Origin of the sequence: Solibacillus sp. FSL R5-0449, from assembly GCF_037975215.1 — a bacterium.
Classification (GTDB): domain Bacteria; phylum Bacillota; class Bacilli; order Bacillales_A; family Planococcaceae; genus Solibacillus.
In genome coordinates, this window is sequence record NZ_CP150239.1 from 246,129 (window position 1) to 270,688 (window position 24,560).

A 24,560-nucleotide genomic window follows, 5' to 3' on the forward strand; every position below is an offset into this window, starting at 1 on the left:
TCATAAAAGGGTACATACGTTTGGTTATATCGTCCGATTGTTTGCGCTCATAAAAGAAGCAAAAAATAACAGTACAGAAATTAGGATAAACAGCATCACCGGGATTGACCAGCTGTCCGTCAAATCATGGACATAGCCGAATAGAATCGGTCCGATTGCGGCAATAAAATAACCGATTGATTGTGCAAATCCTGAAAGTTCAGCTGCATCATAGGCTGTCTCTGTACGCAGAGAAAACAGCATCAGTACTAAACCGAATGAAGCCCCACCTGCAAAGCCCAATAAAATCATCCAGACAATAGCGAGACTTGTCCATTCTATCAACACACCAGTAAATCCAACTAAGTAACAGATTGTAAAGAAAACAACGATTGGTCGTTGTGAAGCGATTTTACCGGCGATAATCGGAATAATAAATGTCATCGGAATTTGCGAAAACTGCATAACGGACACCATCCAGCCGGAAGCAGTAGCATCAAGTCCCTGACTAACGAAAATTTCCGGTATCCACGCGGACGAGCAGTAAAATATAAATGATTGAAAACCCATTGCTCCAGCGACTGCCCAGGCAAGCGGTGATTTCCACATATGCGTTTTCGTCTGCGAAGAGGGCATATGTAATTCGACTTTTTCCTGGCGCAAAATCGGCAGCCAAATCAGCATTGTAAGAATACCTAAAATAATCGTAATTCCAGCTGCGATTTGCCAGCCTGCGCTTGCAGCAATAGGATAACTGAAGCCTGCAGCAAGTCCGGAAGAAATGTTCATCGATACGGAATAAATCCCTGTTAATAAGCCGATATGTAATGGGAATTTCCATTTGAAAAAACTAGGGATAAGGACATTACCAAATGCAATTGCGACCCCGATTAATATTGTTCCTAAAACGAGTAAAGATGTTGCCCCAAGTGAACGCAGTAAAATCCCTACACATAGCAAGATGACGGAATAAAATAATGTCCATTCCATCCCAAACTTACGGGCAATACGCGGTGCAAATGGCGAAACGACCGCAAAGGCAATTAAAGGAATAGTCGTTAAAAAGCCTGCAAGAAAGTTCGATATCCCAAGGTCGTCACGAATAAATGAAATAATTGGTCCGATTAATGTAATCGGTGTACGCAATGTTGTCGCAAATAAAAATACGGCGACCATAAAATAGATGAGCGGTCGGTTGGATAGTATTTTTTTGCTGTTTTGATTTAATTGCTCGGTGTCCATTTTAATTCTCCTTTTGACTAGTAATATATGTTTGAGTAGTATGAATACTCTTAAAAAACAGAATAAAGATGAAGTCATTGCTATCAAAAAAATGTTATGTTAGACTTTTAATCATTGTTTCAATTAAATAAAACATTACCTCATGTAGATTTATGAGGTAGAGGTCGCAATCATTAAGACTAGTATAGCTGAGATTAGGAAGAATCGGTGAAGCTTTATGAAAGGAATGGTTGCCGAAGTGTTATTTTTCTTCTTGAAAATAATGCTGGGGCTGTTTCCGATAAGGAACAGAACTGTCACATGTGTGAGCATGTGTTGAGCTATCTTTCAAGTTTGTTGAGGTGTAAATATAACCATCACAAAAACTTGTGGTGGTTTTTCTTTTTACGGATTTAGGCGAGAGTGGCTAAAAAGTTGCGGGGATTGGCTAAAAAATACAAAAATTTGGCTAAAAAACTAGCTCAGTAGGCTAAAAAACGTATAATTTTGGCTAAAAAACCACCTCAATTGGCTAAAAAGTTAAAGCGGCTAATGGACAGCCGCACTTATTGCAACAGTATTGGCTAAAACAAAGGAGTTTTTAAGATCATGAGTGAGATTAAAATAGATCAGCTCGGTAACAAAAATGAGCTGAAAAGAGGATTAAAAAGTCGCCATGTAACGATGATATCGCTTGGCGGAACGATCGGTACAGGTTTATTTTTAGCATCAGGCGGTGCGATTGCACAGGCAGGTCCTGGCGGGGCATTGCTCGCATATGCACTGATCGGCGTTATGGTGTATTTCTTAATGACATCATTAGGGGAAATGGCTGCCTATATGCCAACATCCGGTTCGTTTAGTACGTATGCAACAAAATTTGTGGATCCGGCTTTAGGCTTTGCACTTGGCTGGAACTATTGGTACAACTGGGCAATTACAATTGCAGCAGAAATTGCGGCTGTTTCGTTAATTATGAAATACTGGTTCCCGGACAGTTCGTCGATTTTATGGACAATTTTATTTATCGTAGTCGTTTTATCATTTAACTTAGCATCTGTAAAAGCTTTCGGTGAAGCGGAATACTGGTTTGCGATGATTAAAGTTGCGACAGTCATCGTCTTCATCATTGTCAGCTTCCTGATGATTTTCGGTATTTTAGGCGGGAACGATCCGGTCGGCTTCACGAACTTCGTGAAAGACGACGCACCGTTTAATGGCGGTTTCCTTGCACTGTTCGGTATTTTCCTTGCAGCCGGATTTTCATTCCAAGGTACGGAAATGCTTGGGGTAACGGCAGGGGAAACAGATGACCCGGGCAAAAACATTCCAAAAGCGGTACGTTCAGTATTCTGGCGTATTTTACTGTTTTACATTTTCGCAATCGGCGCAATCGGATTGCTTATTCCATATACGGATTCACGTCTTTTGTCAGAAGATATTGCGACAAGCCCGTTTACATTAGTATTTGAAAACTTAGGTGTGGCATTTGCGGCATCGGTTATGAATGCGATTATTTTAACGGCAATGTTATCAGCAGGGAACTCTGGATTATATGCAGCAAGTCGTATGCTTTATCAGTTAGCGGTTGAAGGCAAAGCGCCAAAACTGTTCATGAAAGTAACAAAGCGTGGTATTCCAATGTATGCACTTCTTGCTACTTTGGCAGTCGGTTCATTAGCATTCCTTGCATCATTTTTCGGTGACGGTGTCGTGTACATTTGGTTATTAAATGCTTCCGGTATGTCCGGCTTCATCGCTTGGCTCGGCATTGCAATCAGTCATTACCGATTCCGCCGTGCATATGTCGCACAAGGACATTCTTTAAGCGATTTACCATATGTATCGAGATTCTTCCCATTCGGTCCGCTATTCGCGTTTGCCCTATGTATGATTGTCGTACTAGGTCAAAACTATATGGCGTTCATGGGCGGAACAATTGACTGGTACGGTGTTATCGTTTCATATATCGGTTTACCACTGTTTGCTGCTTTATGGTTTGGCTACAAATTTAAACACAAAACGAAAATCGTTCCTTTAGAGGACTGCGATTTATCGAATAAATAATTTCTGAAACGCAATGTGAGCTTACAGGCTTTCATTGCGTTTTTTATTTATGCGGAATATTTGTCCTTTAGGAATAAGTGAGAGTGATTGAGGATTATGCTAGACTGATTGAGGATAATCTGTACAAAATTGAGGAATAATTTCCTCGAGTACGATGGCTGCAAGAGTGGTATTATAGAAGAAACAAAAATTGAGTAACACAGAAGAATAAGGAAGTGAAAACATGCCTATTTCAAAAGGTTTCTATAAAAAAGTATATCCGTGGTTAATAGGGGAAGATAGCAAAGATGTGCTGTATCGACCGTTTCTTACAAAGGGGAACCCGTACAAGTCCCGTATTTTCCTAGTAAGTTCGCATGCGGTGCCGTTATTTAAAGTGGAAGACCGAAGCGAGCAGATTTTTGCGGAGTCGCTAGTGAACAGAGAGCTTTTCCACGACCTTTACTTAAGTGAAATTAAAGGGGCACCTCGGGAATTTAAAGGCTCATTACAGTTTGAAAACTGGCTGGAAAAACAGCACCAGGAACCGCTCATTTATACATCATTAAATACGTACCAGCTGGAATCAGCGGATGAAGCGAAAGTAGCTAAAAAAGTGGATCCAGCTAATTTTGAGCGCGGAAATGTCATCTTTAAAGAAGTAATGGATGAGTTTCAGCCGGAAATTATAATTTTGCAAGGGACTGCTGCATACGAGCTATTTAAAGCACGATATGCTGATCGGTTAACAATCTTTAATGAAGAAGTGACGAAAGTACAATTATTGGAGCAGGCCGGGCCGTTTGCGGAAATGGTTTATGAAGATGGCAAAAAAGTGTCGATTTTCGTTACCCGCAGCATGAGCTACTTCGGTGCGGACGGTTCAAAGTTCGAACAATTTAAAGAGAATTTAGCAAAAATATTAGAAAATAATGTCTAAAACCGAACATTATCCCAAATAAAATTCACTTTTTAACCAAATTTCCGAAAAATAAGAATAGTTTTTTTATTCAAATGTTATTGCAAACTATCATTTCCATGATTATAATTGGAACATTCATATTGTTAAATTAAATATTCGCCACTCATATAATAGCAAGGATAAGGCTTGCAAGTTTCTACCGGTTTACCGTAAATAAACCGACTATGAGTGAAGCATGCTTAATGAATGTATTTGTCCAATTATTAAAGATTTGTACAATACATTTGTTATTACTTTTGAACTTACTCGGAAGTCTTGCTCCACTCATCGTAGGGAGCTTGCCTTTCGAGTTTTTTTATTTACATTCAAATGGGAAGGGGCTTTTATCATGAAGCTTTTAAAAGAAAAAATAGAAAAAGAGGGCCAAGTGCTTTCAGATACAGTGTTAAAAGTAGATTCGTTTTTAAATCACCAGATTGACCCGTTGTTAATGAAAGAAATCGGCGACGAATTTGCGAGACGTTACTCGGATCAAATCATTACGAAAGTATTGACGATCGAATCATCCGGTATTGCACCTTCAACCTTTTTAGGATTAACACTAGGTGCACCAGTTGTCTTTGCCCGTAAACGCAAATCCCTGACATTAACGGACAACCTGTACACATCAAAAGTACATTCATTCACGAAAAACGAGACAAATGAAATCTCAGTATCGAATAAGTTTATTACGGCAGATGATAATGTTGTGATCATTGATGACTTTTTAGCGAATGGCGAAGCATTGAAAGGCTTAATCGACATTGCGAACCAGGCAGGTGCAACAATTGTCGGCGCCGGTATCGTAATTGAAAAAGGTTTCCAAGAGGGCGGAAAAGTTTTACGCGAGCAAGGACTGCGCATCGAATCATTGGCGAATATTAAATCATTGGCAAACGGCAAAGTAGAATTTTACGATTAATTAAGCAGCACATATTTCTAAAAGGTAATAAAGTTCAAACGATGTAAATTGACTCAGCAAGAGTACACATATATTGGAGGAAAACTTTTTATGAATAACACGAAAGCAACAATGCTTGGAATTCAGCATCTGTTGGCAATGTATGCAGGAGCCATTTTAGTACCGTTAATTATCGGTGGGGCATTAGGATTTAGTTCAGCGCAAATGACGTATTTAGTCGCAATCGATATTTTCATGTGTGGGGTAGCAACACTGTTCCAAGTATGGAAAGGTAAAGTGATCGGAATTGGATTACCGGTTGTATTAGGCTGTACATTTACAGCGGTAAGCCCGATTATTGCAATCGGTTCTGGCGGCGGCCTAGGTGATGTTTACGGCGCGATTATCGCATCTGGTTTGATTATCGTATTAATCGGTGGTCTTTTCGGGAAACTAATCAAGTTTTTCCCGCCTGTTGTAACAGGTTCAGTCGTAACGATTATCGGAATCAGCTTAATTCCAGTAGCCATTAACAATATGGCTGGCGGACAAGGGGCAGCAGACTTTGCATCAGGTTCAAATGTGGCGTTAGCGTTTATTACATTATTAGTTATTTTAGTAATTTACCGCTTCACAGTTGGCTTCGTTCGTGCAATTGCTATTTTACTAGGTATGGTGTCAGGTACAGTGATCGGCATTTTCATGGGCAAGGTTGATTTTACCCCAGTTGCCGAAGCTTCTTGGCTGCACATTATGCAACCATTCTACTTAGCAACACCAACATTCAATGCTTCTGCTATTTTAACGATGACATTGGTGGCAATGGTATCACTAGTTGAATCAACAGGTGTTTACTATGCATTAAGTGATATTACAAAAAAAGATTTAACTTCAAAAGATTTATCTAAAGGGTACCGTGCAGAAGGACTAGCATCGATTATCGGTGGTATTTTCAACGCCTTCCCGTACACAACATTCTCACAAAACGTAGGACTGATCCAAATGTCAGGCGTACGCGATCGTAAAGTAATCTTCATTACAGGCGGTATGTTGGTAGCACTTGGATTCCTGCCAAAACTAGCTGCATTAACAACAATCATTCCAACACCAGTACTTGGTGCAGCGATGTTGGCAATGTTCGGTATGGTAATTACACAAGGTGTTAGAATGCTGGCACCGGAAATCGCAAAATCAATGGAAAACGCAATGGTCGCAGCACTAGGCGTCGGTCTAGGAATCGGCGTTGCCACAGTACCAGGCATTTTCGAAAACCTTCCTTCATGGATGTCTATTTTAACTTCGAACGGGATTGTTGCTGGGTCAGTAACGGCGATTTTCTTGAATGTGTTGTTTAACATGGTTGGGACGAAGCGTGTTGATCCGATGCATGTGATGGAGTAGGAAGAGTTAGGAAATAATTCGAATTAAAAAAATCCCAAGAAAGGGCCAGGCAAATTGGCTTTTACTTGGGATTTTTAATTTGAATAGGATTTAGAATCTCAATAAACCCAGTGTGAGGATGCCACATAACCTTACAATGGATATTTGGGAATTTTAACACACGGACGGAATTGTATGTGCACCTGAGACCCGAAATTATTATTGGTACGTATAGTTGGCGTTGTTTAAGTTAGTTGAAATATCTTTAAGAAAGGTATCGAGTGTTGCATCGCCATTTGAAGAAGTTGCACATTTTTCATTAAAATCATCTGCAGACTTTCCCTGTGCAAGCATAGTAGCAAGTGAAAAAATATTAGTGCCATTGTGTTTGTATTTAGCTATAGATGTATCGATTTTACCGACAACACAAATTCTCGAATTTGAAGCAATAATTCCACTTCCTTGACCAGTATTAGTCATTACTAAATCTCCTTCAACGAAAATTTTGGAATTTGATACCGTCCCATTAATAAGTTTTGCATTAAAATTTCCAGATACATAAATAGTGGAATTTGAAATGCTTCCAGTTCCATTATGGAATGTTAAATTGCCCCCAGTATAAAGAATCGAGTTTGATAGACCATGGGTAAAGTTATTAGATACTTTCATATTGCCATCGATGAACAGATGGGTGTCTATAACGTTCTTAATATTATGAGCAGTGTAATCTTTGGAGACATGAATATTTTTATTAACAAAATCTTGATTTCCGCCGGTTTCATAATTTGTGTGTGTTATTAAAGGCGCGGGAATATTTTGACTTTGTACAGGTTTATTTGACCTAATGCCTGGAACAATACTAGGAGTATTTATTGTTAGATTGTCATTAATTAGCTTCACTAAATCGATTGTAAAATCGCCAACTACCGTACTTTTTTGTTCGTTTACAGAGCTAGTACTCTTAAATTTCACTGTAACTTTAGAACCTTGAAAGATAATATCACTATCGCTTTGTGAGATTTCGTAGGTATATGGATAATCATTTGTTGCCTGAATTTGAGTATTAAGTAGAGAACGTACAATATAATTTTCTTTATTAAATGCTCCTACTGAACGGTCTAATATATTAGATCCATTAATTTCAAGTTTAGGGATAGAAGGGTTATTTAATTCATTATTTGCTTTAATGTCACTTATTGCTTGAACAAATTTACTGTGAAGTTCATCATTTAAATGGTAAATCAAGGCGTTTCGATAATGGATAATTCCCATTTCAGCAATATTTACTGCTTGCATATCGACTTCAATTTTATTATTTTGTTTTGCATTCGTATTAGTAAGACTAAATAGTGTAATTCCTAAAATAGAAAAAATAATAATAACTAATAAAACTAAAACTATAGTTATCCCATTTTCATTTTTAATAAGTTTCAACTTCCTCACCTACAATCTTGATAAAATAGTTGTGATTTTATATGGCTTTTGTATATTCTTGGAATCCTTTACTTGAATTTCAACTGGTATATATTTAATATATTTCGGGTTGAACTCCTCAGATTCTATTACTGTTGTGCCATCTTCGTCTGGTAAAGTGAGCACGTATTGAAAGTTGACATTTTCAATAACTTGAGAACAACGAGTAGTCCCGCTCTCCTCGAATGTATTAAATGTAATTCTTGAAGGGCTTTCTTGATTGATCGTATAACGAAGACCAGATTCTTGACACTCTCGCCAAACAACTAAAATATAATTAGCCTGTTGCTGGAGTTGAGATTTTGTTGATTGTTTGTTTGAAGTTGACATAGCACTAACAAGAAGTGAAGAAATAGTGATAATAACAAACGATGAAATAGCAATAACGCCAAGGACCTCAACAAGCGATAGACCACGTTGTGATTGTATAGACCTCACATTATCTCCCCCCTTCATGATAAGTAAATGACTCACTTATTAGTTTTTCCTTTTCTTTTACTAAAACATGTACTTTTCGTAATTCGTGATAGTAGTTTCCTTGCTCAGGATTTATATTGATTTTGTAAATGATTTCATAGGGCTGAGCGCTCTGAGTATCTATTTTGACAAAAATATCCGGATTTATATTAGAGTCAGGTACCGGATTCTGCAAATCATCTAATTCATTTTTTAGCTGATTAAAATTTAAAGAATCATATTGTTGATTAAACTGAGCTGTATATTGTCTAGCAATATTAGTTGCTTGAATATTGTTGTTATTGATTGCATTAAACTTTGCTCCAGAAATGAAAAATGTAAAAAAAGAAAGTAACACAATAGCTAATAAAACAATAGAAGCAAGTACCTCCACTAAAGAAATTCCACGCTTTTCCTTCAATAATTTCATAATATCCCCTTCCTTCTTAATAACAGTAATATTAGTGAATTAAACGACCTAAAACATACTATTCATAATTAATAGTATAAAAACAGTAATTTGAATATATTGTAGGTAAAATGGAACGTATAAAAATAAAAATAAAATTTAAATAAAAAATATGTAGTTAAAAAGTAATCTTTAATGTATTATAATAGTAACATAAGAGTGCATTTGGAAAAAGATATAAAAAATATTTATATATAAAGCGGAATTTTAATCATAGTATATTGAATTTATTATAATATTTTCCATCTATTATTTATATAAATAAACATATGTTTTATGTTTTTTCTTAAAATGATTATAAAAACAGATTAATTTTAGTTATAAAGTCCTTATTTATACATAGTGGATTAAAGTGATTAGACGGGGTGAGTAAATGAAAATTATCTTTAGGTCAATAATCCCAATAACTTTGTTAATAGTCCTTTTATCAATTTGGATTCCGAACTTTATAGTAAGTTCGATTGCATCCGCTGATAATAATGCAGCCGGTTCCACAATCGGAGGGATAGAGACAGATGACTTGAAGGGGGAGGAGTTAAAAGTATTGCTGACTGATGCTGTTAACGACTGGTACACCCAAAACCTAACTGTCACTGGCGGGGGCACTTCAATTGAAGTGAACTCATCCACATTCCAGTTTGATATTGAAAGTACAGTAGCAAACTATGAAAATCAGATACATAAGTCATGGTATGCATTTTGGGAAGATACACCTACAGTGCATCTCCCACTAATTGTTTCTCCTAGTGAAATAGTGAAAAACGAGATTAGTAATGTTTCGTCATGGAATACGGACTTGACGTATAGCAATGTACAACTGAATGCCGCGTATTTAAAAACAAATCCTGTTGAAGCGGTTGTCATAGATGTATCGGTACTGGAAACAGACCGAATTTCATTATCAGTCGAACCTATGCCAGAAGGGGCAATGGGCATTAATGAACTGGTTCTTGCATTACATGAAACGGTAATAGAACCGCAAAGGGCTTTTTCGATGATTGAAAAGCTTGGTGATACGATAAATTTGGCAAACCGTGAAGCTATTAATTTTGTTGCATCAAATCTATATAATGCAGCATTGAGTATTAATGCGGAAATACTGGAACGTCATTCGCAAAATGAAATCCCTTCCTATTTAAATGCTGGCTTAGAAGCAAAGGTGGATCCACTTGCAAGTGAGGATCTCAAATTCGCAAATAGTTCATCCAATCCAGTTGTTTTAAAACTGATTATGGAAGAAGGAAATTTGAGGACTGAGGTATATACACCTGCAAAGGAAACGGAAGTAGGTGTGACAGTTTCGCAGGATGAGGAAATCCAGCCCCGTACAATTACACGTTATTCCGCAAACCTGGCAATTGGTCAGACTGAACAAGTACAGGAAGGTGCAAAAGGCTTACGTGTCTCGGTATATCGTACAGCTTTTGATGAACAGAAGCTTGTGAGCCGAGATTATTACCCGCCTGTTGACCGGATTATTTTGAAGTCTTCCAAACAACTGGAAGTGAAGACAACAACAGAAAATCTGAACAATGACCCTGCCTATCAAGTGGATTTAGATGGAGACGGTTTCCCGGATGGTGAAACTACGAACGGAAATGGACAAAGCAATGGATTAACTACTCCAGTTAGCGGGTCCCAAAATACTGGTTCAAATGAATCTAACAATGCTGAAGGTTCTGGATCAAACAATTTCGCAAACGACGGCGCTGAAGAGGAAACTCTTCCACCTGGCAGCTATTACGATAAAGGAGGAAATTTAATTACTCCAAAATAAAGGAGGACGTAAAATATGAAGGCGAAATCGAGAAAACGTTTAGGTGACTTGCTTTTGGAGTCAGGTGTTATTACCGAATCACAGCTTACTTATGCACTGGCAAACAAAAGCCGGGATGAAAAACTTGGGGATTTTTTCATAAAAGAAAGTATACTGACAGAACAACAGTTAATTGAAGTACTGGAGTTCCAACTAGGTATTCCGCATATGACATTAAGTAACTATGTCATATCACCAGAGCTGCTGCAGCTTGTACCGAGGGAACTGGCAAAACGTGCAAATATTATGCCGGTGCGTCGGGACAAAAACAAGCTACTTATTGCGATGGCAGACCCGATGGATTACTTTGCGATTGAAGAAGTCCGCATGGCAACAGGCTGTCAAATCGAAACGAGTATTGCGACAAAGGACGACCTGTACCGGACGATCACGAAATACTATGACCTGCAGGCTTCGATGGATGCAGCTTTAACTGAAATAGAAGTTAATACACCGGAAGTGCAGCAGGAAATTACGGATGAAGATTCAGCTATTGTCCGACTCGTAAACCAGATCATCAATAATGGGGTCGCCCAGCGTGCATCTGATATTCACTTCGACCCGCATGAAACAGAATACAGAATTCGTTACCGTGTTGACGGTGTCCTTCGTACAGAAAGATCTCTGCCAAAGCATATGCAAAATATGATGACGGCCCGAGTAAAAATAATGGGCGGACTGAATATTACGGAAAATCGTATTCCACAAGATGGAAGGTTTAAAGTTAATATCGAATTTAAAAGTGTCGACATTCGTCTTTCTACATTACCGACTGTTTACGGCGAAAAAATCGTTATGCGTATTTTGGATATAAGCAATGCCGCAACAGACATATCACATCTAGGGTTTACTGAAAACAATGAAGTGATTTTCAGGAAGATGATAGAAAAACCGAATGGCATTGTACTCATTACAGGTCCAACTGGTTCGGGGAAATCTTCTACTTTATATGCCGCACTTTCCAATTTAAATAATGAAGGTGTCAACATAATTACGGTTGAAGATCCGGTCGAATACCAGTTAAATGGTGTTAACCAGATTCAAGTAAAAGAAGAAGTAGGGTTAACATTTGCAGCGGGGTTACGTTCAATCTTACGGCAGGACCCAGACATTATAATGATCGGGGAAATCCGTGATTTGGAAACCGCGCAAATTTCAATTCGTGCATCATTAACAGGTCATCTTGTATTAAGTACACTACATACAAACAGTGCAATTGAATCGATTTCAAGGCTGCAGGATATGGGAACGGAACCGTTCCTCATTTCTTCTTCGCTTGTCGGTATCGTGGCACAGCGACTTGTACGTCAAATTTGTCGTGACTGTACGACAGAAGTAGAACCTACAATTAGGGAAAAACAAATTTTTGCAGATAATGGGTTAGAAGTAAAGAAAATTCGAAAAGGTCGCGGATGTGCAGCATGTGGAAACACCGGATACCGTGGGCGAATTGCTATCCACGAGTTGCTGCCTGTTGACCGTGGTTTAAAGGATCTCATTTTAAATGGTGCAAGTGGCTATGAGATTAGTGATTATATGCAAAACGTAGGACATAACACATTACTGCAGGATGGTTTATTAAAAGTGCTGGCCGGGGTCACAACGACCGAAGAAGTGCTGCGTGTGGCGACGATTGACTAGGGAGGAATGGATATGACATTGAACATACAAGATTTACTGCAGCATGCGTATGATGAAAATGCTTCCGATTTGCATGTCACTACTGGCATCCCTCCTGTTTACCGAATAAATGGTCAGCTGAAACAATATGGCGATGTAATTGTAACGGCGGAAATGATTGAGCAAATGGTAAAAGATATTTTACCATCTTACAAAGCAGCTGAGTTTGATGAAAAGGGTGAAACTGATTTCAACTATTCATTGAAAGACTTTTGCCGCTTCCGTGTAAATGCATATCATCAGCGAAATGTTGGTGCAATCGCAGCTCGTCTTATCTCGAGTGAAATTCCGACAATTGACTCACTGAATATGCCGAATGTGCTGTACGATTTAGCAGAAAAACCTCAAGGACTAATTTTAGTAACTGGTCCAACTGGTTCAGGTAAGTCAACTACACTAGCGGCAATGATTGATTATATTAATGAAACAAAATCAAAACATATTATTACACTGGAAGACCCGATTGAATATTTACATTCGCATAAAAAATCGGTAGTGAATCAGCGTGAAATCGGAGTCGATACCGGTTCATTTGCAAATGGTCTGCGTGCATCGCTCCGTCAAGATCCGGATATTATTCTAGTGGGGGAAATGCGAGATTTAGAGACGATTTCTACAGCGATTACGGCAGCAGAAACAGGTCACTTAGTATTCGGCACACTTCATACGTCAAGTGCACCGACAACCATTGACCGTATTATCGATGTATTCCCGCCACATCAGCAAGGGCAGATTCGAATTCAATTAGCTAACGTATTGCAAGGAATTATTTCACAGCGATTATTCATTCGTAAAGATAAAGCAGGCCGGGTTGCAGCAACAGAAATTCTCGTAAGTATTCCGGCTGTAACAAATTTGATACGAAATGAAAAAATTCATCAGATTCCAAGTGTGATGCAGACAAATCGAGCGTTAGGGATGCATACATTGGAGACATCCATACAAGCGCTTGTTTCTTCCGGTAAAGTTTCATTGGAGGAAGTACGGCCATATTTGAATGTGGGTGATTACAGTTGACCGTATTTAAATATGTAGGACGAACAAAGATGGGGGCAACGCAAAAAGGGACGATTGATGCAGCGAATAAAGCAGCCGCCATTTCGAAGCTTCGTGAAAAAGGCATCAATCCTCGAGAAATCGAAGAATCAAAAAGTCTTTTGCATATGGAAGTCAGCCTTGGCAGCAAAAAAGTAAAAACACAGGATTTTGTTATTTATTGCCGTCAGTTTGCGACGTTGATCCGAGCAGGTGTTTCTCTCGTAGAAGCGACTGATATTTTAGCAAAGCAGGCGACAAGCAAGCCACTAAAAAAAGCACTTGTATCTGTAGAAGAAGACATTCGTTCTGGTATTCCATTTTCCGATGCGGTAAAGAAACATCCGAAAGCATTTCCCGAACTATTCGTCAATATGATGCGTTCAGGGGAGGCGACAGGGAATATCGATGACACGCTGGAACGTCTAGCGAATTCGTATGAAAAGTCATTCCGCTTAGTCAAAAAGATGCAATCGACGCTGACATATCCTGCAATGCTTCTAGTAATGATTGTAGTTGTCGTGTTTTTCATGCTAATCTTCATTGTCCCTACGTTTGTCGAGTCATTTGAGTCGATGGATGCCGAACTCCCGACTTTAACGGTATGGACAGTTGCTTTAGGGGATTGGCTGAGACAATATTGGTGGTTCCCGATTGGAGCACTGGCTATTGGAGTTGTAGTATTTCAATATCTTTATAGAAATAATGAACAGTTCAATTACACCGTCCATTATTTCATGCTGAAGATGCCGATATTTGGACCGCTTTTACAGAAAACAGCGATTGCTAGATTAACACGCAATTTATCATCTTTATTTAGCAGTGCAGTTCCCATATTACAGGCGTTGACGATTTCACAAAAAGTATCCGGCAACCCGGTTATAGGAAAGGTCGTAATGGATGCACGAGCAAGTTTGGAACGAGGAAGTTCATTGACAGAGCCGCTTGAAAAAAGCTGGATTTTCCCACCGATGGTAACGAGCATGACGAGAATTGGTGAGTCTACCGGGTCGCTTGATTATATGCTTGAAAAAATTGCGGATTTTTATGAAGAGGAAGTTGACAGAAATGTTGATACTTTAAAATCTCTGATTGAACCGTTAATGATTGTATTGTTGGCCGGGGCAGTTGGTATTATCGTAGCGGCAATATTCTTGCCGATGTTTAGTCTATATGAGCAAATGTAAACGGAAAATAGAAGACGTTTTGCAAGGAGGTATCGAAGCGATACAAAGCGTCAGTGCAAAAACAAAATTATTTAAAATAAGAGGAGGATTTAATATGTTTAACACATTAAAAAAACTTATTAAAAATGAAAAAGGTTTATCTTTAGTGGAGCTTTTGGCAGTAATTGTAATTTTAGGTATTATTGCTGCGATTGCGATTCCGGCTATCGGGAATATTATTGCAAATTCTGAAGCAAAAGCAGAAGTTGCTGATGCAATGCAAGTAATGAGTGCTGCAAATATTTATTTTGCTGATAACCCAAGTCAAACATCATTTGCTAAAGCTAATGCAGGAGATTATATAGAAGGTGTAGATAACTTAGAGAGTTTTACTGTTACTAAAGCTTCACCAAATACAATTGTTTTTAAGGGAAAACGTGTTTCTACTACTACTGGTCTTACATTGGATCAATTGTCTAAAGCCACTGTTTCTGAAGGAACTGTTAAGAGTTGGCCGGCTGCAACTAATTAATCATCCCCCAAAGAACACCCAACCCATCAGCGCTTGGGTGTTCCATTGAGTGATGATTGCGCCACCAAAACGGCGCTTCTCAAAACAGGTAATACATTAAAGGTTAAAGGGGAGGGTCCCTCTATGTTCAATATGAAAAGAAAATCGCATGTATCCATCGTCATCAGTGATTATGTAATGCGTGCACTCGTTTTAAAAGGCGCAACAGTGGATCAGCCCGTGATATACGAAATGCCCTTACCGAAAACTGCGGTCCAGGAAGGGGTTATTCTTGATGAGATGGCGATGTATGATCTCATTAAATCAAATGTCCAAAACTGGGGCGGAAGAAAGCAAAATGTGCGCTTCCTTGTGCCGGATACATCGATTTTATTGAAAACATTCGAGCATCCTGCTGATTTAAGCGGTAAAAACCTGAAAGAATACGTGCAAATGGAAGTGGGACAGTCGATTCACCTTCCATTTCAGGAGCCTCTTATTGATGTCCATGACCCGATTGATGGGGACGGAAAGGCTGTTTTGTTTGCCGCGCCGCCTGATGAAGTTGGGAAAATGATCGGTCTATTGTTGGACAACCATTTAAATCCGCAAGTTGCCGATATTCGAGCTTTATGTAATTTACGTTTGCTTGAACATATCCAGTTTATCGATTCGAATCGTACATATTTGGTGACGGACTGGTCAATCAATGAATTATCGATTTGTATTTATTCAAACGAAGAAGTAGAGTTTCTGCGATTCCAGACGATTGATACTAATCCGGATGACTGGCAGCAAAACATTGTTGAAAATGGCGAAGTCGAGTTTAACTATACAGCCGATTTAGATAATTTCCGTGCAGCAACGACAGACCAGGTGCTTGAAATTGACCGGATGATGAACTTCTTTAAATTCTCGCTCCATAAAGGAGAAAGGGAAGTGGACGAGATCATCGTTATGGGGGATCACCCGCTACTACAGTCGATCGAAGTACTACTGAACGAAAATCTGCCGACACCGGTAAGCATTGTCAATGATTCATTAATCAATAAGCATTTTCCAAACTGCAAAGCAAAGCATGCGACTTTGCTGGGACTTGCTTTAAAGGAGGTTAACGAATGATTCCGGATATTAACCTTCTGCCCAAAATTGAAAAGGGTGCGACAAGTTTAAAGTTAGCCTTTATATTAGTTGGGATTTTATCAATATTGACAATAGGCTTGCTGGCAATCACTTATTTCAGTGCGAAAAGCGAAATTGCGAGTGCTATACCTGAACGTGATTCGTTATTGCTGACAAGAGACACATTAAATGCCGAGCTAACTACTTCGCAAACAGGGAGTCAAGGTTCATTGGAAGAATCAGTCGCTTTTGTTGAACGTGTTTCATATCCAGTCTCTCCGATTATAGTTGAGACAAGAAATTTATTGCCAACGGATACATACTTGCGTTCTTATGCATTTTCTGAGACAGGAGTACAAGTAGCGGTAGATTTCGAAACATTGAATGCTATTTCATCATATGTAAGCCAGCTGGAAAAAAGTCCGTATTTTAGTGATGTTCAAGTGGGGACAATCCAAAACTTTGAACTTAACCCAACTGGTGAAGAAGTTAATGATACACAGCAATTCACGGAAGTACCGCGATATAGCGTGGAAATTTTCCTTGTAATTGATCAATTGCACGTAGCTGCTGGAGGTGAAGAGTAATGAATTCCATCTCAAGTAGTAAAAACGGGACACTCCTCATTGTAATTGCATTGGCGATGGCTTTGCTGTTTGCTATGTATTACTATGTCGTAAAACCGAAGCAGGACGAGGAACAGATGATTCGTTCCGAGATTAATAGTCTTCATACAGAAATTGCAGCAATAGAAGAAACAATTGCAACAAATCAGTCACAGCAATCTCAAACGAATGAAAATGAATTTGCACTACGTAAAAAAGTGCCGGATAACCGGGAAATTGATGAGCTGATTTTATCGATTGAGGAAATGCAGTATGTAACAGATTCACGTATTCAAAGTATTGATTTCAACAACTATGATGCACTTGTTTCTAGTTCGGGACTACAAGACCCGCTTTCTACACCGGAAACGGAAGAAGGGGCTGTATCTGATTTAACACAGAGTGCTATTGATCAAACGGAGGGTACGGAGGCATCAGAAGAATTGCCGGTTTCCACAATCGCTGTAGAAACATTACCGCCTTCACTGAAGTTAGTTACATTTAACATTAATGTGGCGGCACCAAATGACGTAAATTTACTGCAATTCATTGAAGAAATTGAAAAGAAAGAACGCGTGATGCGAATCGATATTATTGATTTCGCGCTTCCGGGTGAAGAAGACAAATTTACGGAAGAAGTATCGGAAATCGTAACAGCCGACATTCAAGTCACAACTTTCTACTATGAGTAACATTTAGCAGGTACAAGTAAGGAGCATCTAAAATGGAGATTATGTATACAATATTTGCGGGGATTTTCGGATTGGTTTTCGGTTCGTTTTACAATGTAGTCGGATTACGGGTACCGAAAAAAGAGTCGATTGTGACACCGCCATCTCACTGTGTCCATTGCAATCGACGTTTAAGGGCTTTTGAACTCGTACCTGTTTTTTCGTACATATTTTTACGAGGGAGATGCCGGACATGCGGTGTGAAAGTATCGCCGATTTATGCGTTTACTGAGCTTGTTACAGGACTGCTGTTTGCGTTTGCTACATGGCAGCTCGGCATCACATGGGAATTGGCAGTAGCTTTACTGTTCATATCACTATTGGTCATTATAAATGTTTCGGATATTGCGTACATGCTTATTCCGGATAAAATATTATTGTTTTTCCTGCCGCTACTAATCATTGGTAGAATTCTTTCTCCGCTTGACCCGTGGTGGGATAGTATTGCCGGTGCCGCAATCGGATTTTCGATATTACTGTTAATCGCAGTCATTTCTAAAGGCGGAATGGGCGGCGGTGACATTAAGCTGTTTTTACTGATCGGATTAGTGTTGGGAACATTTAATACGTTATTAACCTTATTTTTAGCTTCGGTGATCGGGATGATTGTCGGAATCGTCATTTTGAAAATTCGTGGGAAAGGGCGCAAAACCCCTGTACCGTTCGGACCATCAATTGCTATTGCCGCGATCATCGTATACTTTTACGGTGACCAGCTAATCGATCTATACTTAGACTTATTGCTATAATGAATAATCGGATGCCCTGGAATTACTTTTCTGGGGCATTTTTTGCTTTTTTATAAGTTGAACTAAAGCATCACTCTTTTTCAAGCAGGAAGAGAATGCCTCCCACTGTATTCGAGGAGTGGCGAATAAAGATTGCAAACTGCCCAATTAAAATTGAAAGTGGCGATTATCCGCTTGAAAGTGACGATTAAGTGAACCGGAGTGGCGAATACCGCATCAAATTTGGCGATTACCCGTGCCAAAGTAGCGAATATCATGTCACCGCCCGCTGTAAGAAGGTTATGTGTACCAATTTGAGGAATAAATTTTCATAGGCAACCGAGCAGATGCCTTCCTGATATCGAGGATTAACCCTTATAAAATGAGGATTAAAAATGCATTTGAGGATTATCTGTTCACGAATGAGGAATAAACAGCACCAAATGAGGATTAAGATACCTATATCGAGGAGTATTCAGCATGAAGTGAGGATTATCTCCTCCAAACTGAGGAATAAATTTCCCATACGCAGCCGGTCGAACTTCTGCTGCTGTGCTTTCGAGGCAGATGAAGTACTACTTCTGTTAATGTAGGATAAAAAGGGGTGTCCTGAATTCATTTTCTGGGCATCCCTTTTAATACGCGTTAATAATCTATTATAATTTTTTCAAACGGGTGATTCGTCAATAGTTCGTATGTTGCAGTTTCCACTGCACTTTCCACGGTATTTGCTAAAACTAGTATACGGTATTTATCAAAATCTTTATAATAGGCGTCTGCTTCAACATATTGAGTCGTTTCGCTCTGTATATTCCTGCGAATATTTATGACGATTTCATAACCATCCTTTACAAATTGAATTTTTTTCAATAAAAACAACCTCCTCAACAATAGTTTATTACTGGATAAAAGTAATTGACTAAACTTGTTGGAAGGTTGTGTAGGATCGCTAAAAATTATTCAGCATTTGGATAAATCATCGTTTTTGGATCAACATAACGTTCAAATTCCTCTTCAGTTAAAAGACCTGATGCGATAGCCGCTTCTTTTAAAGTTGTGCCTTCTTTATGCGCTGTTTTTGCGATTTTCGCCGCATTTTCATAACCGATATACGGGTTTAACGCAGTTACAAGCATGAGTGAATTTTTCAAATTAGCATCCAATACTTCCATATTCGGTTCGATACCGACTGCACAATTATCGTTGAATGATTTCATCGAATCGGCCAACAGACGTGCTGATTGCAGGAAGTTGTAGATGATAACCGGCTTGAATACGTTCAACTCAAAATTACCTTGTGATGCTGCGAAGGCTATTGTTGCGTCATTGCCGACAACTTGTGTTACGACCATTGTCATCGCTTCACTTTGTGTCGGGTTAACTTTACCTGGCATGATTGATGAGCCTGGTTCGTTTTCGGGAATCGTAATTTCACCGATCCCTGAGCGAGGACCGCTTGCCAGCCAGCGTATATCATTGGCAATTTTCATTAAATCTGCAGCCAATGCCTTCAATGCACCGTGTGCTGTCACGACTTCATCATGACTTGTCAGTGCATGGAATTTGTTTTCCGCAGATGTAAATTCAATGCCTGTCAGGTTGCTGATTTCTGCAGCTGTGCGGGCACCGAATTCCGGATGGGCGTTAATGCCTGTACCAACAGCAGTACCGCCAATCGCAAGCTCTTTCATGAACTGCGTGTTCACCATAATCATTTTTTCACATTTTAACAGCATATGGTGCCAGCCGCCAATTTCCTGGCCTAGTGTAAGCGGTGTAGCATCCTGTAAATGGGTACGACCGATTTTAATAATATCGTTAAACGCTAATGCTTTTTCTTTCAATGTCGCCTGTAACAGCTTTAAGCGCGGCATTAAATAGTTCTCTACAATTTCGACTGCAGCAATATGTAGCGCAGTAGGGAATGTGTCATTCGAGCTTTGTGATTTGTTAACGTCATCGTTTGGATGAACTTTTTCATCCGATCCGGCTGCCGTCAGCTTTTCATTTGCCAAGTAGGCAATTGTTTCGTTCACATTCATATTTGTCTGTGTACCACTGCCTGTTTGCCATACTACAAGAGGGAAGTGCTCATCCCATTTGCCTGCAAGAATTTCATCGGCTGCTTGCACAATTGCATCCTTTTTCGCATCGGACAGCTTGCCTAATTTATTGTTGGCGATGGCCGCTGCTTTTTTCAAAATGGTCATGGCACGAATAATTTCAATCGGCATTCTTTCTGTCCCAATTTGGAAATTTTCCTTGCTTCGCTGTGTTTGTGCACCCCAAATTTTGTCTGCTGGTACACGAATTTCACCTAAAGTGTCTTTTTCAATACGGAATTCCAACTAAATCATCTCCTTTAATATATGTATACCCAATTTTCCATGAAAAAATGGCAAATCGTGTGAGGGGATTTGCCATTCTTCCAGGAGAAAAGATAAATCCTTTTATCTTTCCGAAATATGAGAAAAGTAATTAATGAGTTTCGAATCTGAACTGGGGGGAACAGTATCGAAAAGGTTTTACTAACCTTACAATGATAATGATAATCTTTATCAATTAGGAAGTCAATACTTTTATTGAATAAATTTTTAGAAAATTCAATTTGCTGAATTTCTCAATATGTAAAACAACGCCGAAAGCACCGAACCGAATAGGATACTTTAGACGTTGTTGTTTTTGGTATTCACTTAGGAAGTCATCCCCTTATTTTTGTTAAACTATTTTCACATAAAAGTCCCGGCCATTTGTCAGCTCAGGAATTTCTATATTTTTTTCGTTCTTATAATAGTCTGAAATAATATTTGCAAGACCCGCATAACCATTTAATAATGTGCCTTGTTTGATTTCTTTAGCGATATTATGGAACTCAAAATAGTAAAGTGCATCATCGCTCAACCCGTATAAAATTCTTTCAATATCTGCAAGGGGAATGTTGATGCCTCTCGTATATCGGCACTCGCGCTTATACGTATGGTGCGGAATATTTATTGGTGTTGTTTCATTAATCATCGTCAATTGGTTCATAGTGTGTCCTCCTTGAATAGTAAAATATAATTTATTTAATATATTATATCCCAAAACTAACGTCTGTAATCAGAAAATTTACTAAATTTAGACATTTACATAATGTTTACCAATCATCTCCTTGCTGCATCTCCTCCGCCACCATCTGTAAATCATAAGCATTGATAATCAACAGCTCGTATTCATCATGCTGCTCCATATACTTTTGGATGAGGCTTAGTGCATATTTTGGGGAACCTTCATTTTCTTCATCGTAGACGAGCAATGTCGCATCCGTGTTATCGATAATGAACTTGTCCTTTTCGATAAACTGCCATGGAGCTTCATATGGGCGCTTCGTCACGCTTGTCACAAAATCGGCCTTACTTACTATATGCATATAGGTCTCTTGTTTATGCTCATTCCAGTTTTTCTCCTGTTCCAGGAAGGGGGTGATAATGGAATATTTAAGTTCCGGGTAATCATTTTTAAGTTCCAGTACAACTTGTGCTGCCCATGTTTCGACACCTTGCTGGCCGCTGATCACGACCCATTCCAATCCGTCTTCTATTAGGATGCGCAGCTGGTTTTCCAGCGCTTTTTTAATAACCGGAACACCAGGGTGCTTGTCATTAAATATTCCGAGTTCATGCGGACGGTAGCCCGTAATAAAAAGTGATTTCATCATAAGTCTCCTTTACTCACCATCAATAAAATAAGGGCACTATGCATAACACAGCGCCCCCTTAATATACTATCTATTCACTAAAAACAGCTTTAATCTGCTCGATTGCCCAATCTAAGTCTTCTTTTGAAATGACTAGTGGTGGGGCGAAGCGGATTACTGTGTCATGTGTTTCTTTGCAAAGCAGTTTGCGTTCTGACAGTTTTTCGCAGTAAGGGCGAGCTGATTCGTGAAGCTCAACACCTATGAAAAGACCGCGTCCGCGCACTTCTTTAATCACCGGGTTCTCAATTGTCTGAAGTTGTGCTTTAAAGTAGTCGCCAAGCTCCAATGAACGCTCTGTCAGCTTTTCATCCAGCAATACATCGATCGCAGCAATCGATACGGCACATGCCAGCGGGTTGCCGCCGAAAGTCGAGCCGTGTGAACCTGGATTGAACACACCTAGGATATCGTCGTTTGCAACAACTGCTGAAATCGGATAAACTCCGCCGCCCAGCGCTTTCCCTAAAATGTACACGTCCGGTGTCACATCTTCCCATTCACAGGCAAACAGTTTTCCTGTTCGTGATAAACCTGTTTGGATTTCATCTGCAATAAACAAAACATTATTTTCTTTACATAAATTATACGCTGCTTTTAAGAAGCCTTCAGTCGGGATGATAATGCCTGCTTCTCCCTGGATCGGCTCGACGATAAATGCTGCTGTATTCGGTGTAATGGCTTCCTTCAATGCGTCAATATCGCCGTAAGGAACTAATGTGAAGCCCTCCAGCATCGGACCAAATCCGCGCTTATATTCTGCTTCCGAAGATAGTGACACAGCGCCCATTGTACGACCGTGGAAATTGCCGTTACAGCCGATAATTTGCGCTTTGTTTGCTTCGATGCCTTTTACTTCATATCCCCAGCGACGGGCTGTTTTAATGGCGGTCTCGACAGCTTCAGCGCCTGTATTCATCGGCAGCACCATATTTTTCCCCGTTAGCTTACTAACCTTTTCATACCAAACGCCTAATGTCGCACTATGGAATGCGCGTGACGTAAGTGTCACCGCGTCGGCCTGATCTTTTAACGCCTGAATAATTTTTGGGTGGCGATGACCTTGGTTTAAGGCAGAATACGCCGAAAGCATATCTAAATAACGGTTGCCTTCAGGATCTGTTACCCAAGAACCTTCTGCTTTTTCGATTACGATCGGAAGTGGGTGATAATTGTGTGCCCCGAATTTTTCCGTAGTTGAAATAAGTTGTTCTGATTTTGATTTTGTTGTCATGATGAAATCCTCCTTAAGCAAATTTACTTGTAAAACAGATAAATCTATTGCAAAAGACAGAAAAAATTACATATACGATGCAGGTTTCTTCCAAATTAATGTTAACAGAATACCGAAGAAGATGACAACCGTTGCAAAGTAATATGGGTAGTTAATATCAATATCGAATAGCATCCCGCCTATAATCGGGCCGAAAATATTGGCCAAGCTTGTGAACATCGAGTTCATTCCGCCGACGAAACCTTGCTCATTGCCGGCTATTTTTGATAAATAGCTCGTAACGGCAGGACGGAATAGGTCGAAGCCGATAAAGACGATACATGTAACAAGTAAAATAGCAAAATATGAACTGACAACGGTCATTAAAAATACGAGAATCCCCGATACAATCAGACTGTAGCGAATGAGTTTAATTTCTCCCCATTTTTGTGCAAGCCGGTCAAACAGTAATACTTGCGCAACTGCCCCGAAAATTGCACCACCTGTAATAATGATTGCGATATCCATAGGCGTAAATCCGAATTTATGGTCGACAAACAGACTGAAGAACGATTCGAATGCCGCGAGTCCAAATGACGCAACAAAAATCAGAATAAACGCGATCAAGTACATCGGCTCTAAAATCCGTTTGAATCCGGATGTTTGTACAGGTGCATTTTCCGCGTTTTCCGCATTACGTTCCGGTTCGCGTAGTAAAATGATCGATAAAATTGCTGCTGTTGTACCGAGTGCACCTGCAAAGTAGAAGGGCACGCGTGTACCGAAATCAGCTAAAAATCCGCCGATGCCAGGTCCGATAATGAAACCGGTACTAATAGCCGCACTCATATAGCCAAGTGCTTTTGGACGTGTTTCCATTGTTGTAATGTCTGCAATAAATGCCGTAACAGCAGGCATAATAAATGCTGCACTGATACCGCCCAATATACGGGAAATGAAAAGAACTTCTATCGTCTTCCCTAAACCGAATAGAAATTCGGAAATACCGAAAATAAATAAACCAAGAACGATCATAATTTTACGTCCGTATTTATCAACCGCTTTACCAGCGAGCGGTGAAACAATTAGTTGTGCAATTGCGAATGCGGCTGTTAAATAGCCGATAACCTGGCCGCTTAATTGCAGTTCATTCATCAAAGTAGGGAGTACCGGGATTACTAAACCAATGCCAAGAAAAGCGATGAACAGGTTTAATAATAGTAACCCTAATGTTATTTTATAGTCTTTCATTGTTATTGCTCCTTATTAAGTTGTGAAAAATCGTTAATCCGCACTTCCTAACATAAACCCTACAGTAGCTATAGAGTCAA

Annotated in this window: 23 protein-coding genes and 2 riboswitches; of the genes, 13 read left to right on the plus strand and 10 right to left on the minus strand. The window is 39.4% G+C overall.

What is annotated here, in order from left to right; all coding sequences use genetic code 11:
* Positions 1–24 precede the first annotated feature (24 nt).
* Entirely contained in the window at positions 25–1,221 is a 1,197-nt protein-coding gene (locus MKY27_RS01245; RefSeq protein WP_339197029.1) for an MFS transporter, read from the minus strand.
* 150 nt (positions 1,222–1,371) lie between these two features.
* Positions 1,372–1,552: riboswitch (Lysine riboswitch) on the plus strand.
* A 257-nt stretch (positions 1,553–1,809) separates the two neighbouring features.
* On the opposite strand from MKY27_RS01245, the gene MKY27_RS01250 reads away from it, so the two are divergent.
* The 4 genes from MKY27_RS01250 (at position 1,810) to MKY27_RS01265 (ending at position 6,509) form a co-directional block, all read left to right on the plus strand.
* Positions 1,810–3,267 carry an amino acid permease gene (locus MKY27_RS01250; protein ID WP_339197031.1) on the plus strand — a complete coding sequence of 486 codons (1,458 nt, stop codon included), beginning with the start codon at positions 1,810–1,812 and terminating at the stop codon, positions 3,265–3,267.
* 223 nt (positions 3,268–3,490) lie between these two features.
* Positions 3,491–4,186, plus strand: coding sequence for an RNA 2'-phosphotransferase (locus tag MKY27_RS01255; RefSeq protein WP_339197034.1), 696 nt, complete (start codon positions 3,491–3,493; stop codon positions 4,184–4,186).
* Between the two features lie 125 nt (positions 4,187–4,311).
* Positions 4,312–4,413, plus strand: a riboswitch (purine riboswitch).
* A gap of 143 nt (positions 4,414–4,556) precedes the next feature.
* Positions 4,557–5,129: a xanthine phosphoribosyltransferase gene (locus MKY27_RS01260; protein WP_339197037.1), complete on the plus strand. Its 573-nt coding sequence runs from the start codon at positions 4,557–4,559 to the stop codon at positions 5,127–5,129.
* A gap of 90 nt (positions 5,130–5,219) precedes the next feature.
* Positions 5,220–6,509, plus strand: a complete 1,290-nt coding sequence (locus MKY27_RS01265; protein WP_339197039.1) for a nucleobase:cation symporter-2 family protein — start codon at positions 5,220–5,222, stop codon at positions 6,507–6,509.
* Positions 6,510–6,707: 198 nt separating this feature from the next.
* Here MKY27_RS01265 and MKY27_RS01270 read toward each other — a convergent pair whose 3' ends face one another.
* The 3 genes from MKY27_RS01270 to MKY27_RS01280 are packed head-to-tail and all read right to left on the minus strand — an operon-like array spanning position 6,708 to position 8,847.
* Positions 6,708–7,922 (minus strand): hypothetical protein, encoded by a 1,215-nt coding sequence (locus MKY27_RS01270; RefSeq protein ID WP_339197040.1) that lies wholly within the window; start codon positions 7,920–7,922, stop codon positions 6,708–6,710.
* 9 nt (positions 7,923–7,931) lie between these two features.
* Positions 7,932–8,399 (minus strand): type II secretion system protein, encoded by a 468-nt coding sequence (locus MKY27_RS01275; protein WP_339197042.1) that lies wholly within the window; start codon positions 8,397–8,399, stop codon positions 7,932–7,934.
* A 1-nt stretch (position 8,400) separates the two neighbouring features.
* On the minus strand, positions 8,401–8,847 hold the full coding sequence (locus MKY27_RS01280; RefSeq protein ID WP_339197044.1) for a type II secretion system protein: 447 nt from the start codon (positions 8,845–8,847) through the stop codon (positions 8,401–8,403).
* Positions 8,848–9,259: 412 nt separating this feature from the next.
* On the opposite strand from MKY27_RS01280, the gene MKY27_RS01285 reads away from it, so the two are divergent.
* From MKY27_RS01285 to MKY27_RS01325, 9 genes are all read left to right on the plus strand, one after another.
* Positions 9,260–10,663, plus strand: coding sequence for a VanW family protein (locus tag MKY27_RS01285; RefSeq protein ID WP_339197045.1), 1,404 nt, complete (start codon positions 9,260–9,262; stop codon positions 10,661–10,663).
* A 15-nt stretch (positions 10,664–10,678) separates the two neighbouring features.
* On the plus strand, positions 10,679–12,343 hold the full coding sequence (locus MKY27_RS01290) for a GspE/PulE family protein (RefSeq protein WP_339197048.1): 1,665 nt from the start codon (positions 10,679–10,681) through the stop codon (positions 12,341–12,343).
* A 12-nt stretch (positions 12,344–12,355) separates the two neighbouring features.
* Positions 12,356–13,399, plus strand: coding sequence for a type IV pilus twitching motility protein PilT (locus MKY27_RS01295; RefSeq protein WP_339197050.1), 1,044 nt, complete (start codon positions 12,356–12,358; stop codon positions 13,397–13,399).
* Entirely contained in the window at positions 13,396–14,604 is a 1,209-nt protein-coding gene (locus MKY27_RS01300; protein WP_339197052.1) for a type II secretion system F family protein, read from the plus strand. Before MKY27_RS01295 ends, MKY27_RS01300 begins: the two co-directional genes overlap by 4 nt.
* Positions 14,605–14,698: 94 nt before the next feature.
* On the plus strand, positions 14,699–15,115 hold the full coding sequence (locus tag MKY27_RS01305; RefSeq protein ID WP_339197055.1) for a prepilin-type N-terminal cleavage/methylation domain-containing protein: 417 nt from the start codon (positions 14,699–14,701) through the stop codon (positions 15,113–15,115).
* 123 nt (positions 15,116–15,238) lie between these two features.
* A complete protein-coding gene (gene pilM, locus MKY27_RS01310) occupies positions 15,239–16,216 on the plus strand; it encodes a pilus assembly protein PilM (RefSeq protein WP_339197058.1) in 978 nt (325 codons plus the stop codon).
* Positions 16,213–16,803: a PilN domain-containing protein gene (locus tag MKY27_RS01315; protein ID WP_339197061.1), complete on the plus strand. Its 591-nt coding sequence runs from the start codon at positions 16,213–16,215 to the stop codon at positions 16,801–16,803. Before pilM ends, MKY27_RS01315 begins: the two co-directional genes overlap by 4 nt.
* The gene (locus tag MKY27_RS01320) at positions 16,803–17,513 is read left to right on the plus strand and encodes a potassium transporter (protein WP_339197064.1); all 711 of its coding nucleotides are present in this window, start codon (positions 16,803–16,805) and stop codon (positions 17,511–17,513) included. Before MKY27_RS01315 ends, MKY27_RS01320 begins: the two co-directional genes overlap by 1 nt.
* 32 nt (positions 17,514–17,545) lie before the next feature.
* Positions 17,546–18,301 carry a prepilin peptidase gene (locus tag MKY27_RS01325; protein WP_339197066.1) on the plus strand — a complete coding sequence of 252 codons (756 nt, stop codon included), beginning with the start codon at positions 17,546–17,548 and terminating at the stop codon, positions 18,299–18,301.
* Between the two features lie 624 nt (positions 18,302–18,925).
* Here the strand turns inward: MKY27_RS01325 and MKY27_RS01330 are convergent.
* The 6 genes from MKY27_RS01330 to norA form a co-directional block, all read right to left on the minus strand.
* Positions 18,926–19,150, minus strand: a complete 225-nt coding sequence (locus MKY27_RS01330; protein WP_339197068.1) for a hypothetical protein — start codon at positions 19,148–19,150, stop codon at positions 18,926–18,928.
* Between the two features lie 86 nt (positions 19,151–19,236).
* Positions 19,237–20,628, minus strand: a complete 1,392-nt coding sequence (gene fumC, locus MKY27_RS01335; RefSeq protein WP_339197071.1) for a class II fumarate hydratase — start codon at positions 20,626–20,628, stop codon at positions 19,237–19,239.
* 370 nt (positions 20,629–20,998) lie between these two features.
* Entirely contained in the window at positions 20,999–21,310 is a 312-nt protein-coding gene (locus MKY27_RS01340; protein ID WP_339197074.1) for a hypothetical protein, read from the minus strand.
* Positions 21,311–21,416: 106 nt separating this feature from the next.
* On the minus strand, positions 21,417–21,977 hold the full coding sequence (locus MKY27_RS01345) for a DUF1273 domain-containing protein (RefSeq protein ID WP_339197076.1): 561 nt from the start codon (positions 21,975–21,977) through the stop codon (positions 21,417–21,419).
* A gap of 70 nt (positions 21,978–22,047) precedes the next feature.
* Complete coding sequence (locus MKY27_RS01350) at positions 22,048–23,250, minus strand: ornithine--oxo-acid transaminase (protein WP_339174846.1); 1,203 nt, start codon at positions 23,248–23,250, stop codon at positions 22,048–22,050.
* Between the two features lie 66 nt (positions 23,251–23,316).
* On the minus strand, positions 23,317–24,480 hold the full coding sequence (gene norA, locus MKY27_RS01355) for a multidrug efflux MFS transporter NorA (protein ID WP_339197079.1): 1,164 nt from the start codon (positions 24,478–24,480) through the stop codon (positions 23,317–23,319).
* Positions 24,481–24,560 lie beyond the last annotated feature (80 nt).

What these genes read in the sequence shown, in the direction of transcription:
- MKY27_RS01250 (WP_339197031.1), top strand. Translation starts at nt 1,810, where the DNA reads ATGAGTGAGATTAAAATAGATCAGCTCGGTAACAAAAATGAGCTGAAA.
- MKY27_RS01295 (WP_339197050.1), top strand. Translation starts at nt 12,356, where the DNA reads ATGACATTGAACATACAAGATTTACTGCAGCATGCGTATGATGAAAAT.
- pilM (WP_339197058.1), top strand. Translation starts at nt 15,239, where the DNA reads ATGTTCAATATGAAAAGAAAATCGCATGTATCCATCGTCATCAGTGAT.
- MKY27_RS01255 (WP_339197034.1), top strand. Translation starts at nt 3,491, where the DNA reads ATGCCTATTTCAAAAGGTTTCTATAAAAAAGTATATCCGTGGTTAATA.
- MKY27_RS01340 (WP_339197074.1), bottom strand. Translation starts at nt 21,310, where the DNA reads ATGAACCAATTGACGATGATTAATGAAACAACACCAATAAATATTCCG.
- MKY27_RS01350 (WP_339174846.1), bottom strand. Translation starts at nt 23,250, where the DNA reads ATGACAACAAAATCAAAATCAGAACAACTTATTTCAACTACGGAAAAA.
- MKY27_RS01320 (WP_339197064.1), top strand. Translation starts at nt 16,803, where the DNA reads ATGAATTCCATCTCAAGTAGTAAAAACGGGACACTCCTCATTGTAATT.
- MKY27_RS01265 (WP_339197039.1), top strand. Translation starts at nt 5,220, where the DNA reads ATGAATAACACGAAAGCAACAATGCTTGGAATTCAGCATCTGTTGGCA.
- MKY27_RS01280 (WP_339197044.1), bottom strand. Translation starts at nt 8,847, where the DNA reads ATGAAATTATTGAAGGAAAAGCGTGGAATTTCTTTAGTGGAGGTACTT.
- norA (WP_339197079.1), bottom strand. Translation starts at nt 24,480, where the DNA reads ATGAAAGACTATAAAATAACATTAGGGTTACTATTATTAAACCTGTTC.
- MKY27_RS01315 (WP_339197061.1), top strand. Translation starts at nt 16,213, where the DNA reads ATGATTCCGGATATTAACCTTCTGCCCAAAATTGAAAAGGGTGCGACA.
- MKY27_RS01305 (WP_339197055.1), top strand. Translation starts at nt 14,699, where the DNA reads ATGTTTAACACATTAAAAAAACTTATTAAAAATGAAAAAGGTTTATCT.
- MKY27_RS01285 (WP_339197045.1), top strand. Translation starts at nt 9,260, where the DNA reads ATGAAAATTATCTTTAGGTCAATAATCCCAATAACTTTGTTAATAGTC.
- MKY27_RS01345 (WP_339197076.1), bottom strand. Translation starts at nt 21,977, where the DNA reads ATGATGAAATCACTTTTTATTACGGGCTACCGTCCGCATGAACTCGGA.
- MKY27_RS01245 (WP_339197029.1), bottom strand. Translation starts at nt 1,221, where the DNA reads ATGGACACCGAGCAATTAAATCAAAACAGCAAAAAAATACTATCCAAC.
- MKY27_RS01325 (WP_339197066.1), top strand. Translation starts at nt 17,546, where the DNA reads ATGGAGATTATGTATACAATATTTGCGGGGATTTTCGGATTGGTTTTC.
- MKY27_RS01290 (WP_339197048.1), top strand. Translation starts at nt 10,679, where the DNA reads ATGAAGGCGAAATCGAGAAAACGTTTAGGTGACTTGCTTTTGGAGTCA.
- MKY27_RS01260 (WP_339197037.1), top strand. Translation starts at nt 4,557, where the DNA reads ATGAAGCTTTTAAAAGAAAAAATAGAAAAAGAGGGCCAAGTGCTTTCA.